This is a genomic window from Chitinophaga sp. GbtcB8, from assembly GCF_019091455.1.
Lineage (GTDB): Bacteria > Bacteroidota > Bacteroidia > Chitinophagales > Chitinophagaceae > Chitinophaga.
The window spans coordinates 135,911-154,729 of record NZ_JAGXJN010000009.1; the positions used below are offsets into that span (position 1 = coordinate 135,911).

Here is an 18,819-nt window from a genome sequence, read left to right on the forward strand (position 1 = left end):
TTAATTGCAGCATGGTTATTTATAACCAATAAATTTAAGACTTTGAAAACAACTAAAATTACCTACTGGGTATCTACCAGCATAGTAGCCGGAATGATAATATTGTCGGCATACAATTATATGACCAGGGAAGAAGTAAAAGTGATCTGCCGGCATTTAGGGTTTCCGGATTATTTCAGGATAGAGGTGGCATTGGCTAAGTTTTTAGGGGCCCTTGCATTATTAGCGCCCATTAGCAGCAGAATAAAAGAATGGGCTTATTTTGGTTTTGTGATCATCTTTATTTCTGCGCCCATTGCGCATATAGCCTCTGGTGACCCGCTTGCACAAAGCTTTGGCGCATTAGGATATTTAGCGGTGCTGGCGGTTTCTTATGTAAGCTGGCAAAAGAGGAGGGTAGCAGTGCTGCCGGCGCACGCTTAAACCACCGCTTCTTTATTATACCTCATCCTGTATTCCAGCGGCGACATCCCGGTTATTTTCCTGAATACCTCGCGGAATGCCTTCAGGTCAGAATAACCCACCTCATACATTACTTCATTAATTGTTTTGCGGCTGGTTTCAAAGGCTTTTTTGGCCGATTCAATTTTTACTCTTTGCGAATATTCAATGGGCGTATTCCCGGTGGCTTTAATGAACCGCCTGTCAAAGTTGCGCCTGCCAACAGCAAATTTGGAAGATAGCTGTTCAATGGATATTTTTTCCTGCAGGTTACTTTCAAGATATGCCTGGGCCTGTTTCACCATTTCATCGCCATGCAGCTTTTGACCGGTAAAGATGGTAAATGCGGATTGGCTTTGGCGGTCCATTTCAATCTGAAATACTTTGGAACAAAAAATGGCGGTTTGCCTGTCAAAATACTTCTCTACCAGGTATAACACCAGGTTCAGGAAGGAATAGGCGCCGCCATTTGTATAGATCCCGTTTTCATCTGTGATGAGCTTATCCGGCTGTAAATTCACTTTGGGAAACATGGTTCTGAAATTATCCGCAGCCGCCCAATGCGTAGAACAGGCCCTTCCATCCAGCAGGCCTGAAGAAGCCAGCATAAATGCACCGGTGCATATGCTGGCTATTTCAGCGCCCTCTTTATATTGTTTCGCTACCCAGTCAATCAGCAGCTGGTTACCCTTCACTGCTTTCTGATAGTTATGATTCAGGGAAGGGATAACAATAAGATTGGTTTTTTTAATACTGGAAATATGAGTTTGTGGCCGTACGGCAAACAGACCTCCATAGAACTCCACCTCATCTGAAATGCCGGCTAATTCAATTTTAAATAATTCACTCCTGCCGCTTGCCTTCCAGTACTCATTGGCCCGGGTAAATATTTTGTAGGTGCCCACTATGCTGCTCAGGTTATTCTCTCCTTCGGGTACTATGATGGTAAGGTGTTTCATTGCAATTCCTTTTTATAAAGGTAACAACTTGTACTGTCCAAATCAACCCATCAGAATTTCCATTTGGCACCCCCGGAATGTAATATTTAGACGATACTTTTGCTAAGTAAAGTTTTTAACCATCAAAATATATTCTGACAATGAGTACATCCTTTAGCACTACCTTCCTGGTAGACCAAACACCCAAAGAAGTCTTCAACGCCGTTAACAACCCCCGTGGCTGGTGGTCTGAAGAAATTGAAGGCAATACAGAAAAGCTCAATGAGGAGTTTTTGTATCACTTTAAAGATGTTCATGTTACAAAACTGAAATTAACAGAAGTCGTGCCTTATAAAAGGGTAGTATGGCTGGTATTGGACAACTATTTTGATTTCACGGAGGATAAAACTGAGTGGAGGGATACAAAGATCATTTTTGAGATCACGGAAAAGGATGGCAAAACCCAGCTTCAGTTCACTCACCTGGGTTTAGTACCTGACTATGAATGCTACAAGATTTGTTTTGATGCATGGAGCAATTACATCAACAACAGCCTGCGTAACCTGATTGTTACAGGAAAAGGAACACCCAATCCTAAAGAAGGCGGGTTTAATTCGGAGCTGCTGGAAAAATGGAAATTGCAGAAGCAATAAAAAACCACATTCGCCGCCATTTTAAAACCATCAATAAAAAATTATGAACGATCAAAACTTCACTGTTTCCTTTCTGGTAGATCAAACACCGGAGGAAACCTTCAATGCCGTTAATAATGTTCAGCAATGGTGGACAGAAAATATTGAGGGCAGCTTTCAGTCCTGAAAGCTGCACAGTGGATCCTTATAACGCGTGTTCAAAAGCGGACAGGTTTTGTTTCAAAACCGAACAAACCCCCATTTATAATATAATTACTGCATTGTAAATCAATCAAATGAATATACGGCATTATCTTGGCGCGCAGTCCTCCGCCATCTTGTTTGTTATAGTTCACTGAATGATTGATCTATCATGATTAGAAATTTTTTCAAAGTCGCTTACCGGAACCTGCTGCGTAATAAGGGGTTTTCGGCCATCAATATTACAGGTCTTGCCGTAGGTATGGCTGCTGCCATACTTATTTTTATGTGGATATACGATGAACAAAGCTACGACGGGTTTCATCAGAAGAAAGACCGGATCTATGAGGTGTGGAACCGTGTGCCTATTGAGGGTAAGGTGGCATGCTGGAATACGGTATCCGCACCAACAGCCCGCGCCCTGGAAAAAGACCTGCCTGGAATAGAGCGTACGGTAAGAGCGGATTCATATGGTAATTTGCTTTTTTCAGTTGGAGAAAAGAAAATAGTGAAGTCGGGGATGGTAGTGGACACGGGTTTTCTGCAGATGTTCAGCTTCCCGATGCTGAAGGGCAATCCCCTCACGGCCCTGAACGATGTGCATTCCGTGGTGCTTACGGAGAAAACCGCTAAAAGCTTCTTCGGCAATGAAGATGCAATAGGGAAAATTATAAGGATCGAGAATAAAGATAATTACACCGTTACGGGTGTGGTAAAAGACCCGCCCACCAATACACGGTTCCAGTTTGATTACTTATTGCCCTGGTCCTATATAAAATATGAGGAGGGACAGGACTATGGCTGGAATGATAACAGCACCCCTACTTATGTACTGCTGAAGCCAAATGTAACCCCCGCTGTTATAGACCGTAAAGTAAAAGACCTGAAACAGCACTATAGTGATGAGGCCAAAACAATGAAATGGGAGCTGTTTATTTACCCGCTTGAGCGCTGGCGTTTGTATTCAAGCTTTACAAATGGCGCGGAAGACAACGGGGGGCGCAGCACATTCATAAAAATATTCAGCATTATCGCAGGGCTGATATTATTGATCGCCTGCATCAATTTTATGAACCTGAGCACCGCACGGAGTGAAAAACGGGCAAAGGAAGTAGGTATACGGAAAGTAGTGGGCGCGCAGAAAAGTACGCTCATCACCCAGTTTATCGGGGAGTCTGTTTTTATTGCCTTCCTGGCAGGTATGGTAGCTATTATTATTGTGCTGGTAAGCTTACCTGCTTACAACCAGCTTACAGATAAAAAGCTATCCCTGAACTATGGTAATATCTATACCTGGATGGCATTTATAGGGTTCATCCTGTTCACGGGCCTGTTAGCGGGCAGCTTCCCTGCATTCTTCCTTTCATCCTTCCAGCCTGTTAAGGTATTGAAAGGCACCTTTAAAAAAGCGAATGCACTGGTAACACCCAGGAAAGTGCTGGTGGTATTGCAGTTCACATCGGCCATTGTTCTGATCATCTGCACTATTATTGTAAAACAGCAGATAGACTATGCCCGTAACCGGGAAACGGGGTATAACAAAGATAATCTTGTGTACACTTTTATGACGGGTACCACTGCTAAGAACTACACCCTGATAAAAAATGAGCTGCTGGAATCCGGTGTTGCTAAATCCATTACAAAAACAAACTCGCCGCTTACAGAAAGGTGGAGCAATGGCTGGGGCCAGGATTGGGAGGGAAAGGACCCGAATGACAAAACCTCCTTTGACCGGTATTTATCTGATGAAGGGCTGGGTGTTACGGCAGGGCTGCAATTTGTACAGGGCCGTGATTTTGATCTGAAAAAATTTCCTACGGATTCAACCGGGTTAATTATAAATGAATCGGCGCTGAAAGTAATGAAGTTCAAAGACCCCATTGGTAAAGTAGTAAGCGACCTGGGTGTTAACTGGCATATTGTGGGGGTTATTAAAGATTTTATTCTTACCAGCCCTTATGAACCCACCCGGCCAATATTGATCTGCGGCGCCAAGAGCAGCTTTATGACCTTCCGGGTGATACAGATAAAACTGAACGGGAATAATGCTACTGCAAAAAACCTGGCACAGGCAGAAACTATTTTCAGAAAATACAATCCGGAATATCCATTTGAATATAAGTTCATAGACGATGCCTATGCGCAGAAATTTGATAATGAAAAACGCCAGGGAACTTTAGCCGCTTTATTTGCAGGACTTACCATCTTTATCTCATGCCTGGGCTTATTTGGTCTTGCTGCGTATATGGCAGAGAACAGGATCCGGGAGATCGGTGTACGGAAAGTACTGGGCGCATCCATAACGGGCATTACTACCTTATTATCTAAAGATTTTGTAAAGCTGGTTATTATCTCATTTATAATAGCAGCTCCATTATCCTACTGGTGTATGGATAAATGGTTGCAGAGTTATGAATACCGCGTTAGTATCCAATGGTGGGTATTTGCACTTGCGTGCTGCTTATCCGTAGCCATTGCCATATTAACGGTCAGCTACCAGGCTATCAGGGCCGCCATGGCGAACCCGGTGGAAAGCCTGAGAAAAGAATAGATCATTTTTGATATTGTCCGGGTATGGACCGGTCCTTTACTTCCAGCTTTACAGGGCCCAGCAAGCCCGATGATTGCAAGGCGCTTTTATTGTTATAAGGATTATGGATGGTCCAGGTGCTGCGTTTAGTGACAGGCAGCTCACTATCGCCTATAAGGCGGTTAACCCAGGTGTTTACCACTTTAATAGTGATGGTGTTCTTTCCCGGTTTAAGTGCAGCCGTTATATCAACCTTATAGGGCGCTGTCCATACGCCGCCAACTTCCACATCATTGATCCTGACCTTTGCAATGGCCTTAACCATACCAAGATCCAGGAACACCTGGCTGGCTTTACCTGTTCCCTGCCATGTAAAGCTATTGCGATATACCGCTGCTCCGGAGTAATAACGGATACTGTCGTTCGGGTGAACAGACCAATCTGTAAGGCTATCAAATTTCACTGCATTCAGGGGGCCGCCCATTTTCTCATCAAATTTTACAGACCAGGGTGTGTTAATGGCAATAGCTGCCGGGGATGGTGCTGTACTAGCAAGCGTATTAACCGGCCCGGATGTTTTCTTTCTGAAAACTACAAATGCACTTTCCATTGGGGCCAGCTGCATGGGCACAACAGTTGATCCGGCTGTTGTGGAATACTGTTCAATTACCTGCCTGCCACCGCTCACCGGATCCCAGCATTCGGGTACCAGGCCGCTTACCCTGAACTCCGGTTGTATGTTTATGCTGCTGTTTTCCTGGTTGGAGATGAAGTATACCTGGCCTTCTTTCAGATCACGGTGAATAAAGAGTACCGGATCAGTTGATGTTACTTTAAAGTCCGGCTTAACATTCACCAGGTTAAGCGCCTGCTGCAGATCCATGCCGCTTAATATCATTCCTTTGCCTACCTTGTTTATCTTAACGGTATTACCATCAATGTTTCCCCAAAGCTCGCCGGCAAGGCGGGCTACTTCCTGGTCTGCTGCCGGATAGTTCTCCAGGCTGGGTGATGTAGCCGGTTTGGGTCCTAACACTACTGCTCCTGCTAATACCAGCTCCTTAATTTTTTTCAAAAGTGCGGGCCTGATGGTTGTCAGTGGCGGCAACACTAATATGCTGTACGACAAACCATCGGGCAGCGTTAATTTGCCGTTGCTGATGCTAAGCCTTGTTTGTATCACCTCTGCATTGATATAATCGAACGAGTAACCGTTGGGTAATTTAGGATCCTGTGTGCCGGTCATTTTGGGAGCATCTTCACCAATGAAGTAGGCAACATCGGCTACATATTTACCCTGTTGTAACATCATGTTACACCTTTTGATGTATTTTAAAAAGATGTCCATATCGTAAAACCAGGTATTCAACCGGTTAAACTCATTTCCAAAAAAAGCATTTAAACCCGGCGCTTTATTATCAGCAGGCTGGCTAATGTATACGTGCAGCAGCGTGTTATTTATTCCTTCTGTGAAAAAGCGGTCGGCACGTTGTTTCATTACCGCGGGGTAGCGCGAAAATGGAGCGCCTGCACAGGTAAAGGATTCAGCAGATACTTTTGTTTTACCATAAATGTGTGCGGCAGATGATGCGGCCCTGTTCTCAATGTCGCCCAGCATGCCTTCACTCCAGAACTCACCGCCAATCTCGTCAGACTGCCCGCCGTACTGCAGGAACTCACCAGGAAAGCCCCAGTGACCATAATTTTCCAGCCAGGTTCTCAGACCATGCTGGTGGCTTATTTCCCGTAACCCGCCTACATATTCGTAAGCCACATTATCTGCGATCAAACGTCTTACATCCCACAAAAAACGGTCAGACTGATCTGCGCTGCCAACTACGCTGCCCTGCATCACTGGGATATAGGGTACCGGATCGTAAGCATAGGTTTTTTTAAACTTTTCAATGAAATCATCTGTCCAGTTCTGGCCGCCGGTTTCATAACTGTCTTCCACAGTCACTTTCCATGTTTTCCGGTCTTCAGCAGGTATGCGCCTGAGAATTTCTCCCAGGTAGGCGTCAAAATGCGCTTTGATATGTTCTTTGCTCATCTTGTCAGCTTCTAAGCCAGTACCTTCCGGTGATGCGGGCGCATTGCGTACCTGGGTGGGTGTCATGCCGCTCCGCTCTATCATCCAGTTACCGGCAGGTACGTCCCAGGTAAGTGTTCCATCTGCCGCCAGGTACCTGGAAATATCAATTACCTTAGCCGGGTCAATAACCCCTTCATTACCGGTAGCAACCAGCGCTGGCGCCCATTGGTAAGCATTCCAGTAAGGGAACGGTGTTTGCCACATTTTAGCAAACGTTTTTTCTATATAATCTTCAACTACCTGTTTTGGCGATAACCTGATCTCGGCAATACCGCAGTTGTTTGAATACTTGTTCAACACCAGCCTGAAGTTTTGCGAAGTAGTAACCGGTAATGCTACTGCACCCGGACCGTAAGGGTTAAAGCCAACATTGAGCTGGCTATTGCTGCGGTCTATTGTAAAGTGTTTTATGGTGGTGTAAGCTCCGTTGATCTTAGCCTGCAGCTCGCCACTCAGGCTCATCTCGTTGCGGTTAGGCACAATTACCAGGCTGCGTACTGTATACGGCTGCTCTAATGTTATGTTTATAGTGTAAGGGGCGGAGTGTGTTAATACAATGCCGATAGTATCATTGCCATCCAATAATTTATTTAACCCATCCAGCGCTGGTGCGCTTGTCAGAACGGTTTTTTTATTGGCGATGTTTTCTTCAAAGAGCGGATCTGCCGGATAGGCGATCAGCCTTACATCCTGGAAATCTTTTACAGGTTGATCCAGCTTCCTGCTGAACTTTGCCGGGCCCTTTACCATGATGCTGGTAGTGGTAAGATAACGCATGGCCTGTTCCGGCTTCACCCATGGGCCTCCGGACTGGCTCCATCCGGGGCTGTTGAAGATGCCTATTTCTATATTCAGCTCCGTTGCTTTTTTGAGTGCTGCATGAAGGATATCCCACCATTCCGGTGTAAAGATCTTTACTTTCCCGGCAGGTACATCGTCCTGCCAGATATTGCCGATAAAAGCCCTGTTGATCCCAACCTTTTTCATTGATTCAAGATCGCGGATCACTCCTTCTTTAGAGATATTATCTGAGATCCAATACCAGTAAATACTGGTTTGCACGGTATCGGGGATGTTGGTGAAAACAGCTTCAAGGCCGGACAAAGGTTTTACTGTATTATTTGATGACAGCTGTTTTTTAGCTACACAAGCGCTCAATGTGAGGCTGGTCAACAATATTAAAGAACGGATAGTATTCACTTGTTTAATAAACGGCATTCCTCAGGACTTTTTGATATTTAACATGATCTTATACCCGTCATTGCTTCGTCGCCCTACACACTGTTCCCTCGCTCCGCTTCTCGCAATGACGATTCAGCAAACCTGCACTGTAGCTACTTTCAGGATCTCACCCAGCTTTTTGATCTTTGATGCAATATGGCCGCGGCCTATGGCACAATGATGTGCGGGCCCCTGTTTGTTCCAGGATTCAACAAAACTCCTGGCGCCACCCGGGAACCTGTAGCGGCTGTTGGTATTGCCAATTTCCAAAATAGGGCCCGGCACTGATTCGCCTTCCGCAATCAGCAATTTAAGCGCACCATCGCCAGTTTCTACTACTGACAGCAAGGTAACCGGCCCATAACAAACCGACATTTCTACTGACAAGCCGTTGCCTACCTTGCCATGGTATACCTGTAAGGGTTTAAGCTTGATCCTGCCTTCCGCTACGCCCGGATGGCAGGGCCCATCGTGCCCCATCAGCACTACATCGTCGTTATAATCCATAGCGTAATATTCAGTGAAGGAACCACCTGTACCAAAACTATCCATGATCTTCATGGCCTGTGCATTCTTGATCTCATACTCACCTGCCACGGGTATATTTTTACCTGTTAACAGTGAATTACCTACTATTACGGAGCTGACTGTATTTTCATTAGCCGCGTTGCCGCTTCCTTTATGATAATAAGCGAGTGAGCCCAGCTGATACTTGTGTACCAGCTTATCCAGCGCCACAGCGGTTTGGGCGGCGCGGTTCAATTCCGAGGGCGAACAATCTGGCTGCACTTCAAAGGTTTTTTCAATTTCCTGCAATTTGGCTGTTATCTCTTCTGCTGTTACTAATTCGCGCAAACCGGAGAGCTCATCTACTTCTATCACTTCCATATGACCGCCAAATGTGGCGCACTGCAGGGTAAGATCCGTGTAAATATCCATCATGCCGCTATAGTAATTACCCATTATACCCAGCCTGTTGTGATACATGATACGCGCTACCCTTGCCGCATCTATCCAATCCTTTACCTCGCTCCAAACGTGCGGGTCGTGGTTAAGCATGCCGGTTACCTGGTAAAAGGGGATCTTACAACGGGTGAACAGGTTTGCTATTTCCGGTACGGAGCAGGATGAGCAATGCGCCAGCCATTCGCCCGTCATGGCAGTGCGGTCCTTTAGTTTATTAAAACTGGCATAATCTATACTTGCTTCCGGCGACAGGTTTAATACAATAACCGGCACGTTCGCTTTTCTTACCACGGGCAACACTGTGGCCGAGAGGGCATAGGTAGAAACGTATAGGAACAATATATCCACATCTGCGCACTTAAACGTGCTCCCTGCTTCAAATGCTTTTTCCGGGGTATCTATCAGGCCCAGGTTAATGATCTCTGCGTCAAAGCTTTCCATATTCTTTGCCACTGCATTGATATAACCGGTTAAGCGGTCCTTTAACCCGGTGAACTGATCCCAGTAGGCCTGCAGGCCTATACCGAACAAGCCGGCTTTTACACTCGTACGTTTATTCATTAATTTTTCTTTTTTAACTGACAGGTGATCTTTACAGGCCCCATTAAACCGGAGGCTAACAAAGGTGAATTTGCGTTATACTGCCTGGTGGATGTAAAGGTATACCTGCCACTGGTGCGGGGCTGGCCTTTCAGCAACCATTCCGGCCACTTTCCATCAACAATACCATCGTATGGTTTTTTCTCGTCGCCAATTAAGCGGTTAGCCCAAAGATTAATTACTTCAATCTTAAGATCGTTATTTTTTTGCTGCACCGCCCCGGAAATATCTACCTTCCAGGGTGCGGTCCACACAATGCCAAGATCTTTGCCATTTAAGGTTACGCGGGCCATGTTCTTCACCTCTCCAAGCTCAAGATACAAAGGCCCTTCAGTTGTTTCAGCTAAATCAAATTTTTTGTGATACACTGCCGCGCCTGAATAGTATTTGATCCCTTCGTTGCTGTTGCGGCTCCAATCGGTAAGCTCATCAAACACGGTAAACGCAGGCCCGCCCCATTTAGGGTCAAAGCTTAGTTCCCAGGGGCCGTTTAGTGTTTGCAGCGTTTGTAGGTAAACGTTATTTTCCATGCCGCTGGACTGCCAGGTATGTTCTTTGGCAAATACGATGAATGCGCTTTCAAAGGCATCCAGCTGTAAGGCAACGGATGTGATGTTATTTGTTTTTTCAAAGGCGGTTACCGGGCTGGTTTTACCGGTAACGGCGTTCCATAGTTCAGGAGCGCCTTTTGCAGTGCGGAACTGCGCGATTGTTTTAACCGGACTGTTTGTTTTGTTGGATACAAAGTAAATATCCCAGCCAGGAGCAGTACGGTGGGTGTACCGCAGATCGCCGTTTGCTGTAAAATCTTCAGCCAAACCTTTTGATCTGAGAATACCTGCTGTAAGATCATAATGCGGGTACAGATTATCCGGTTTGGCGCTGGTAGCTTTGCCCCAGATGATAGTACCCTGGCCATATTTCCGCTGTACCATATCATCCGGTGGAACAGCGGCTCCCCAGATGGTTTTGCTTAAAGCAGCAACCTGCTGATCGCAGGCGGGGTAGTTCGTCAGACCTGGCGCACGTAAGGGGGGATTGCCTACCACTGTGGCACCCTGTTTAACCAGCTCGCCTATTTTAGTCAGCAGCTGCGGTGTCATGGATGCATAAATGGGTAACACCAATAAGCGGTAGCTGGCCCCACCGGGGAATACTACCTGCTGGTCTTTTACAGTGGCCTTCATTAGCTGGCCGGGTGCGCAGCCATCAAAGTTGTAACCTTTTCTGTCACCTATGGTATCACCTATAATGGCCGATGCAGGCGGTACAAATACCAGTGGCGAACCTTCTGGTGTAAGATAAAGTACATCGGCTACTGTGCGGCCCTGCTGTAATATGTATTGGCAGCGCGTAACATAATCATGATAAGCGCTTACCATTGGCCACCAGGTTTGCCCGCGGTCCCAATGAACGCCGTAGGGGCCCATGGTGGCGCCGGGCTTTAATGAATCAGCCAGGAACTGGTTCTGAAAAGTGTGATATACAAAACGGTTAATGCCCGCTGCAAAAGCCCAGTCGCCCTGGTTTTTCATAGATGTAGGATGCTGTTTCCAGCCTTCACCCTCTGCGGTAAAGGCTTCCGCTGGTATCAGCGATTTACCATTTACGTGCCCGATGGAGGTGGATTCAATAACGCTATAGGTTGCATTAAAACCAAAACCTTTGCTCCAGAACTCTGCCATGGGTACATCGGCAATGGCGCCCAGCTCCAGATCGGCTGTGGGCGTCATGTCATACGGCTCAATGGACAGTGATAGCTGGTGACGTTTGGCATAAGCTTTTACATGCTGTGCATGGTTCTTCAACACAAGCTCCTGCGCGGTTTGCCGCAGGTCCCACAAAAAACGTTCGCTTTCTTCCAGGCTGCCAACAACATTGCCGGCATAAACGGGGTAGTATTTTAGCGGGTCGTAACCTCTTCTCTTTATAAATTCTTTCCTGAATAAAGCGGTCCAGTTTTGCGCGCCCATTTCCCAGCTATCCATGTGCAGGCGCTTTAAACCGCCCGGCGCATTTTTATCTGGCTTACCTATTTTATTCAGCAGGTAACCAACATAATGTTCCAGGTGCTGGTTCAGGGCTATGGTATCAAACTTATCCGCTTCCAGGCCCAAACCCGGTACTGGCGCGGGGCGCGTAATGGCCCCGTTGTTGCGGCTCACAAAACGCATCACTGTCCATTTGCCTGATGGCGGTTGCCAGTTCAGCGTACCATCCGGCTGCATTTTGCTGCTGATGTCAATGATCCCGCTTTTATTAATCGCGTTTTTATCATCGTTCATATTGGAAGGGGAGGGCAGGTATGGTTTAACCACACCGGAGCTGTAGGGTGCACGATAGTACAGCGCCTTTTCTTCGTAGTCTTTTATAAGGGTATCCTGTGTGATTAAGGGGAAAGCTAAAACTGCTACATCCTCATAGTATGCTAACCATTCTTTTTTAACCGCAGGTGTAAGGCCGTCCTCTCCGAAGAAGGGCGTTTTAGGCGGGGGTACCGGTAAAACAATTTTTTTGTTTTCGCCTGCAGTTACAGTAACCTGGCTGCATACCAGGTGCTGCATAGACTGGCTGGCTTTTACCCATGGGCCGCCGCTGCCGGTCCATCCGGGGCCGATGCCCAGCGTTATTTCAATGCCCAGGCGGCGGGCCTCTTTTTCAGCGTGTACAAAAAGCGAGGTCCATTCATTACTCAGAAATGTTACCGGGCCGGCAGGGATACCTACATTTACTTCCAGGAAGATCAGGTTCCCGATGCCCGCCTTTTTCATGGATTCCAGGTCTTTTGTAATGGTTGCTGCAGACATGTTACCATCCATAAAATACCAGTATACACCTGGTTTATAGCGGTCCGGCGGGTGAAAAAAGTTTGCTTTCATTGTTTTTAACTGGGCATTGGCCATGGTTAAAAGGCTTAAAAAGCAAATGGAAAATAGTATAAACTTTCTAAACATCCTGGTATGTATTATCTGATGGCTGGTGTAAAAACAGCCGGGTTATCCGCCATTGGTATTGCTGCTCTGCGGCCCGGCTGTATACCTGTTATCTATTGAGTGTAATGAGCTTTACTGCGAAAGGTTTTAACGTGGTAACTTCACCGTTAATCACAGTGGCTATTGCTTCGTTATCGCCGGAGTCACTGTCCACCGTACTTACCTTAGCACCTGTAAACTCCGCCGGTAGCTGCAGGCTGACCGTTTTATTCCGCTTATTCAGCAGCAGCACCTTTTTTACACCCTGTACTACAAATGCCTGCGCTAAAATATCGTTCCCGTTATTGGCCGCTACATTTGTACCCACCAGGGTGCTGCCTGCCGGAATATTATCTTTGATCAGTTTTAAAACCCAGTAGCGCGGGTTAGGCTTATTGTTTTCATAATTGATCATGGTTACATCCGGAAACTGGGTAGGGAAACCTACCAGCTGCGATTCGCCAATAATATCAATACCTGCTTTAGACAGCTCTATGAAGAAATAGGCATACACACTTGCAGACAGGTTAAAGAACAATGGATCAATAGGCCGGTTACGCATTTCACTACTTACAAAAGTGCCCAGCTCATTTACATCTGTGCGCGTGCGCGGCGCCAGGCGCTTGCGGATGTTCTCAATATAAGCCACACTGTTTATAAAACTTTCTGCCTTGTCAAAAATGGTATACTCATATGCATCAAATTGCTGGTTGGGATTGGCTCCTGCATAACAATGATAGGAGATCATATCAAGCGGCACACCGGGTTTATGGTTGGCCGGGTTCAGGAAATATTCAAACCACCCCGGGCTTTCAGCGGCCAATGCCAGGCCCACGAATTTAGTTTTCGGCATTAAAGGTTTCAGGGCGCTTACTATGGCATCATATAATCTGGTATACGTTTGCGGCGACATGTTATGTTCCAGGTCCGGTTCATTTAATACCTCCCAGTAAGGGAAATTATAATGATAGCCGGAGCTGTGGTACTTGCCCAGTTCATCGGTAAAACCACCTTTTGTGTACCAGCTTATCAGCCTTACATAATAACCGGTTAGCTCTTTTAAAGTAGTATCGCGCAGCTCTTTTCCACCGCCGTAACCCCAGCTTACCTGGTTAGGATCATCGGGGTAGGCGACAGGCTTTTCCGTTTTAAACATCCATTGAGGTATGGTGCTGAAATTCATCATTACCGTGTGCCCTTTGGTGTTTTCCAGGAAGTCTATTGTCATGGGGTCTATCAAACTAAAATCCCATGAAGTAGCGCTTTTGCCGGGTGCTTCCAGTTCGGCCACAGCCAGCCTGGGGTAAGGAAACCAGGGCACATACCTGACATAGTCGGCCTGCAGATCGCGCAGGGCATTAAAGGCGCCATCGTGCATGGCTGCCTTGCGGCGCAGCATAGGGTTGCCAACCACCTGCAGGGTAGGCGTTGATGCTGAAACCATGACCTTCTCATTCCAGTTTACGTTTAGCTGCGGGCCCTGCGCGTTAGCAAGCGTACCTGCAAAAATAAGGGCCAGCGTAAGAAATGTTTTCATAACGGGGGATTTAATAACCGGGATTTTGTTTAAGGTTCTCATCCAGGAAAAGCTGCCTGTCAGGAATCGGGTACAGCGCTTCATATTCATCAAACTTATAATCGTTAGCGGTGAAGGGTACACCGCCCCTGTCTACTGTGGGCGATGCTTTTTCCGCCTGCCCGTGGGCATTTAAAATGGCTGCCATCTGTGTGCTGGTGAAAGCGCGTTTCAGATCAAACCAACGGTCATTTTCAAATGCCAGCTCTACCCGGCGCTCATGCCGGATCGCTGTGCGGAAGCTCTCCTGGCTTAATGCCGTCCGGTCGGCAAGGCCGGCCCTTCTTCTTACCTGGTTAAGATACTGGTATGCATCGCCCGGGCCCCGTTGTTCATTAATGGCTTCGGCCAGCATCAGTAATACATCGGCATACCTGAGCACCGGCCAGTTATCGTCTGTACGGCCTTCAATGGTGTGCGGGTGATTGTATTTATTTACAAAAGGAATGGCCACAAAGGTACCTGCTGCATTTGTATAACCTTCTTTTAAAGCTACTGCCTTGCGTTGATCATTCGCCTCAAACTCACTGATAATGTTCCTGGTTGGGATGTTCCAGCCCGCGGGGCGGCTGGTAGGGAAACCTGTTACAGCGCCTTCAGAATTTCTTGGAGCAAATGTATAAATGAAGCTGCTCCACTCACCCAGGTTATTGCCGCCCTGGTACTGCACTTCAAATAAGGATTCAATGTTATTCTTATTGTTGATGGCAAATACATCCGCATAGTTTGCAACAAGCGAGTACCCCAGCGTTAATACTTCCCGGAGCGTACTTTCAGCTTTCGCATAGTCTTTCATGGTCAGATAAACTTTGCCCAATAAGCCTAATGCGGAACCTTTTGATGCCCTGCCAAGATCCGCAGCAGCATAAGCGCTTTTTTCGGGCAGGCTGTTAGCTGCTTCCGTAAGGTCTTTAATGATCTGCGCATACACTTCTGCTTCTGTTGCACGGGCTGTTTTAAATGCGTCGGACGAGTTGGCTAAGGGCTCAGTAATTAACACTACCCCGCCAAAGTAACGCACCAGGTTAAAGTAATAATAAGCACGCATAAACTGCAGCTCACCTTTATACTGGGCCTTTTTAGCATCGCTGATAGCGGTAACGCCTTCAATTTTTGCCAATGCAAAGTTGATGTTGTAAAGGGCGTTGTACGATTGATTGTACATATCCGCAATGTTTACATTGGTGGCGGTTACGTTCCAGAATTCAAAAGCCTCCACACGGTCCGTTTGCCCCCTGTCTGATGGGTTTAGCTGGATGGTGGTGTTGTCTGACGACATTTCAGCAAAAATATACTGGCTGTTCACATGATCCTGCAGTGAGCTGTATGCACCGCTAACAGCCTGTTTTACCTGGTCTTCATCCTTATAAAATTTATCAGCGTTCTTTTTGGTAGGATCCGACAGATCCAGAAATGATTTTTTACAGGATGATGCGGTAGCCAAAAGGCCCAGCAGTATGGATATTTTATATAAATTTTTCATGACGTTCAGTTTTAAGATTAAAAGTTAATCCGTGTGCCGATGGATATAGTTCTTGGAACAGGATATGATTCGCCGTCCCTGCCCGGGCTTATTACATCGTTGCTATTGTTGGTCCTTGCTGCGTTCACCTCGGGGTTATTGCCCGGGTAGCTGGTGAACAGGAATGCATTATCAACACTTAGAAAAACTTTGGCATCAAAAGTATTCCTGATCCGCGGTATGGTGTAGCCCAGGGTTATGTTCTTGATCCACATATAGCTGCCGCTGTACACATATTTTGAATTTGATTCGCGGGTAAAGTAGTAGGTATTTGATCCGGGCCATTTGCCGGTACCTGGCTGCTGCTCTGACCTCCAGCGGTCCTTTACATCAGTAAGCACGTTAAACACACCATCTATATTGGCCAGGTTCATTTCAACGGCGCGGTATAACTGCCCGCCCTGTGATCCGTTCAGCAGCATGCTCAGGTCAAAACGTTTGTAACCGGCGTTCCAGTTCCAGCCCCAGGTATACCTGGGGTTGGGGTTACCGATCACCACCATATCCTGTGTATCATAAGAGATCACACCATCGCCATTCCCATCAAAATACTGGTAGGTGCCGGGAATATTGTTCGGGTTATGCGGTGAAGCATCTATCTGCGCCTGGTTCTGGTAAATACCCAGCACCTGGAAGCCATAGAACATACCAATAGGCTGGCCCACCTGGCTAATGTTATAACCATCATAAAAAGCGCCTGTTAACAGTGAGTTCCGGTCGCCGTCTATAGCTAATACCTTATTGCGGTTAAATGACATGTTGAAACCGGTATTGAAAGTAACATCGCCAAACCGGTCGCGGTAGTTTACGCCAAATTCAACGCCTTTATTCTGCAGCTTGCCAATGTTGGTGATGATGTTGCCGAAACCTGCAACAGCCGGCACTTCCACATTTAGCAGCATATTGGTGGTAAGCTTGCGGTAGTACTCGCCGGTGAAAGTGATCTTTCCCTGCAATACGCTCAGGTCTACACCAATATCCAATTGTTTTGACTGTTCCCAGCCCAGGTTAACGTTCGGGAACGAGCCGATAGTGGCACCCGGTACTACTGTATTGCCGATCACATAGTTGCTGGTATTGATGTTTGCCTGCGAGGTATAGTTACCAATATTGTTATTACCGGTAATACCATAGCTGGCCCTCAGCTTCAGGTCATCCAGCCATTTGGTTTTAGGAAAAAACTTCTCCTGCGAAATGCGCCAGCCCACGGATGCAGAGGGAAAGCTTCCCCAGCGGTTATTGCTGCCGAAACGGGAGCTGGCCTCGCGGTTAAAAGCGGCTGTTAAAAGGTATTTACCTTTAAAGGAATAGTTAATCCTGGACAAAAAGCTTTCGATGGTAAATGCTTCCATGCCGGAGCTGCCATCTCGCTGGTTGGCTGCAGAAACATACTCCACCAGGTCGTCAGGATACTGGTTGCCTGTGGCATTGCCGGTATTGAGCGTATTCTTCTGGAAGATGTGACCCACGGTCAGCTCCAGCTTATGGTCTTTAAACTGCGGGCTATAGGTGACCAGGTTATCCATTCCATAATTCAGGGTATTATAATAATATTCACCGCCGGTGGCCAAACGTGGCGGGGCGCTGTTAAAGCCGGCTACGCCTGACGGGGTGAAATCATGATTGCGCATATTATCAAACATCCCGTTCAGGTTTGTACGGATGGTGATGTTCTTTATTGGTTTAATATCAATGTAAGCATTGCCGGTAAGATTGGCTTTGTATTGCTTATGCAGCTCCTGCTGTAAACGCTGTACCGGGTTGGGGAACCCGAAAATATTATCATGCCCGCCAATGTAGCTGTTAAAAGAGCCGTCTTCATTGTATACCGGTTCCCTGGGATCCATTAACAGTGCCTGGTCAACAATGTTGCTGCCAAAACCTCCTGCAATGGCATCGCTGTTCTTAGCCCATGAGTAAGCGCTGGAAAGGTGCAGGCCAAAGTTTATGAATTTATTGGGCCTGCCATCCAGGTTGGCCCTTGCGGTTACCCTGGTGAAATTTGTATTGATCAGCGATCCCTGCTGATCCAGGTAACCCATAGAGATATAGGAGCTTGATTTTTCAGAACCGTTGGTGAGTGAGATGTTATAATCATTAAACAGCGCGTTCTGGTTCAGGATCTCTTTATACCAGTCGGTAGAAGTAGTGGTTTGTTCCGGGTTCCTGAAGTCTTCCGGAATTTCGTCAGGCCGCGGCTCCCGGTGCTGGAAATACCGGATCTTATCAGAAAATACATCTTTCTGGAACTGGGCAAAATCGGGGCCGTTGAGCACATGTACCCGCCTGGAACCGGGCACATTGGCCATGCCGGTATTGCTGCTAACGGTTAATTTATAACCATCTTTTTTACCGCTTTTGGTGGTGATGAGCACTACGCCATTGGCGCCTCTTGATCCATAAACCGAAGTGGATGCGGCATCTTTTAATACGGTGATGCTTTCAATATCGTTTGAGTTTAAAGAGTTGCCCACACTGGTACCTACCGGGAAACCGTCTACCACATAAAGCGGGTCGCTGGTTGCGCCCAATGAGCTGTTACCGCGGATCTCCACCTGCAGCTCACGCCCCGGCTGGCCGGTGGTTTGCTTGGCTACAACGCCCGGCGCCTGTCCTTGTAAAAGGCGGCCTATATTGGATGCCGGTATTCCCTGCGACTTAGTAAGATCTACCTGTGAAATGGCTGCTGTAATATCGGCTTTGCGCTGCGCGCCATAAGCCAGCACCACCACCTCTTTCAGGCTTTCGGATGTTGCCGTCATTTTAACCACTATAGGGCCGCTATCTCCCACAACAATCCGCCGCTCATTATAACCCATGCATTTGATGGAAAGGGTGGCTCCTTTAGTAACGTTCAGATTAAAATGGCCTTTGGTATCTGTTTGTGTACCGGTATGAGTACCCACGATCATAACAAATGCGCCTAAGATGGGTTCGGCGCTTACTGAATCCACCACATTAGCCGATAGTACGAATGGTGTTTGTGCCGTGGAAGGCAGATAAAATAATAGCGCGGCTAGCAGCGCCGTCAGCATTTTACCTGTATTAAGTAAAAATTTACTTTGCATAACGTAGTTTTAGATTAATAATGAATAATGGATCAGGCCTGGATAATTGGCGATTGCCCC

General features: G+C 46.8%; 11 protein-coding genes. 4 read left to right on the top strand and 7 right to left on the bottom strand.

What is annotated here, in order from left to right; all coding sequences use genetic code 11:
* Nucleotides 1-42: 42 nt before the first annotated feature.
* Entirely contained in the window at nucleotides 43-423 is a 381-nt protein-coding gene (locus tag KVT36_RS11210) for a DoxX family protein (RefSeq protein WP_217603580.1), read from the top strand.
* Here the strand turns inward: KVT36_RS11210 and KVT36_RS11215 are convergent.
* On the bottom strand, nucleotides 420-1,400 hold the full coding sequence (locus KVT36_RS11215; protein ID WP_217603581.1) for a GlxA family transcriptional regulator: 981 nt from the start codon (nucleotides 1,398-1,400) through the stop codon (nucleotides 420-422). The genes KVT36_RS11210 and KVT36_RS11215 overlap by 4 nt on opposite strands.
* Nucleotides 1,401-1,540: 140 nt before the next feature.
* Between KVT36_RS11215 and KVT36_RS11220 the strand changes: the two genes are divergently transcribed.
* The 3 genes from KVT36_RS11220 (at nucleotide 1,541) to KVT36_RS11225 (ending at nucleotide 4,763) form a co-directional block, all read left to right on the top strand.
* On the top strand, nucleotides 1,541-2,032 hold the full coding sequence (locus KVT36_RS11220) for an SRPBCC domain-containing protein (protein WP_217603582.1): 492 nt from the start codon (nucleotides 1,541-1,543) through the stop codon (nucleotides 2,030-2,032).
* Between the two features lie 43 nt (nucleotides 2,033-2,075).
* Nucleotides 2,076-2,198, top strand: coding sequence for a hypothetical protein (locus KVT36_RS32995; protein WP_256449958.1), 123 nt, complete (start codon nucleotides 2,076-2,078; stop codon nucleotides 2,196-2,198).
* A 186-nt stretch (nucleotides 2,199-2,384) separates the two neighbouring features.
* Nucleotides 2,385-4,763 (top strand): ABC transporter permease, encoded by a 2,379-nt coding sequence (locus KVT36_RS11225; RefSeq protein WP_217603583.1) that lies wholly within the window; start codon nucleotides 2,385-2,387, stop codon nucleotides 4,761-4,763.
* Nucleotide 4,764: 1 nt separating this feature from the next.
* On the opposite strand, the gene KVT36_RS11230 is transcribed toward KVT36_RS11225, so the two are convergent.
* The 6 genes from KVT36_RS11230 to KVT36_RS11255 all read right to left on the bottom strand — a co-directional run bounded on the left by KVT36_RS11230 (nucleotide 4,765) and on the right by KVT36_RS11255 (nucleotide 18,759).
* The gene (locus KVT36_RS11230) at nucleotides 4,765-8,052 is read right to left on the bottom strand and encodes a glycosyl hydrolase (protein ID WP_217603584.1); all 3,288 of its coding nucleotides are present in this window, start codon (nucleotides 8,050-8,052) and stop codon (nucleotides 4,765-4,767) included.
* A gap of 96 nt (nucleotides 8,053-8,148) precedes the next feature.
* Nucleotides 8,149-9,582, bottom strand: a complete 1,434-nt coding sequence (locus tag KVT36_RS11235) for an arabinose isomerase (protein ID WP_217603585.1) — start codon at nucleotides 9,580-9,582, stop codon at nucleotides 8,149-8,151.
* Nucleotides 9,582-12,500, bottom strand: a complete 2,919-nt coding sequence (locus KVT36_RS11240) for a glycosyl hydrolase (RefSeq protein ID WP_254639951.1) — start codon at nucleotides 12,498-12,500, stop codon at nucleotides 9,582-9,584. Before KVT36_RS11240 ends, KVT36_RS11235 begins: the two co-directional genes overlap by 1 nt.
* A 163-nt stretch (nucleotides 12,501-12,663) precedes the next feature.
* Entirely contained in the window at nucleotides 12,664-14,130 is a 1,467-nt protein-coding gene (locus KVT36_RS11245) for a glycosyl hydrolase family 39 (RefSeq protein ID WP_254639952.1), read from the bottom strand.
* A gap of 10 nt (nucleotides 14,131-14,140) precedes the next feature.
* Nucleotides 14,141-15,652, bottom strand: a complete 1,512-nt coding sequence (locus tag KVT36_RS11250; protein WP_217603587.1) for a RagB/SusD family nutrient uptake outer membrane protein — start codon at nucleotides 15,650-15,652, stop codon at nucleotides 14,141-14,143.
* Nucleotides 15,653-15,669: 17 nt separating this feature from the next.
* Nucleotides 15,670-18,759, bottom strand: coding sequence for a TonB-dependent receptor (locus KVT36_RS11255; protein WP_217603588.1), 3,090 nt, complete (start codon nucleotides 18,757-18,759; stop codon nucleotides 15,670-15,672).
* Nucleotides 18,760-18,819: the final 60 nt, after the last annotated feature.

Bases quoted from the DNA above. Each gene is read 5' to 3' on its own strand.
- KVT36_RS11215 (WP_217603581.1), bottom strand. From the start codon at position 1,400: ATGAAACACCTTACCATCATAGTACCCGAAGGAGAGAATAACCTGAGC.
- KVT36_RS11235 (WP_217603585.1), bottom strand. From the start codon at position 9,582: ATGAATAAACGTACGAGTGTAAAAGCCGGCTTGTTCGGTATAGGCCTG.
- KVT36_RS11240 (WP_254639951.1), bottom strand. From the start codon at position 12,500: ATGAAAGCAAACTTTTTTCACCCGCCGGACCGCTATAAACCAGGTGTA.
- KVT36_RS11250 (WP_217603587.1), bottom strand. From the start codon at position 15,652: ATGAAAAATTTATATAAAATATCCATACTGCTGGGCCTTTTGGCTACC.
- KVT36_RS11225 (WP_217603583.1), top strand. From the start codon at position 2,385: ATGATTAGAAATTTTTTCAAAGTCGCTTACCGGAACCTGCTGCGTAAT.
- KVT36_RS11255 (WP_217603588.1), bottom strand. From the start codon at position 18,759: ATGCAAAGTAAATTTTTACTTAATACAGGTAAAATGCTGACGGCGCTG.
- KVT36_RS32995 (WP_256449958.1), top strand. From the start codon at position 2,076: ATGAACGATCAAAACTTCACTGTTTCCTTTCTGGTAGATCAAACACCG.
- KVT36_RS11245 (WP_254639952.1), bottom strand. From the start codon at position 14,130: ATGAAAACATTTCTTACGCTGGCCCTTATTTTTGCAGGTACGCTTGCT.
- KVT36_RS11220 (WP_217603582.1), top strand. From the start codon at position 1,541: ATGAGTACATCCTTTAGCACTACCTTCCTGGTAGACCAAACACCCAAA.
- KVT36_RS11230 (WP_217603584.1), bottom strand. From the start codon at position 8,052: ATGCCGTTTATTAAACAAGTGAATACTATCCGTTCTTTAATATTGTTG.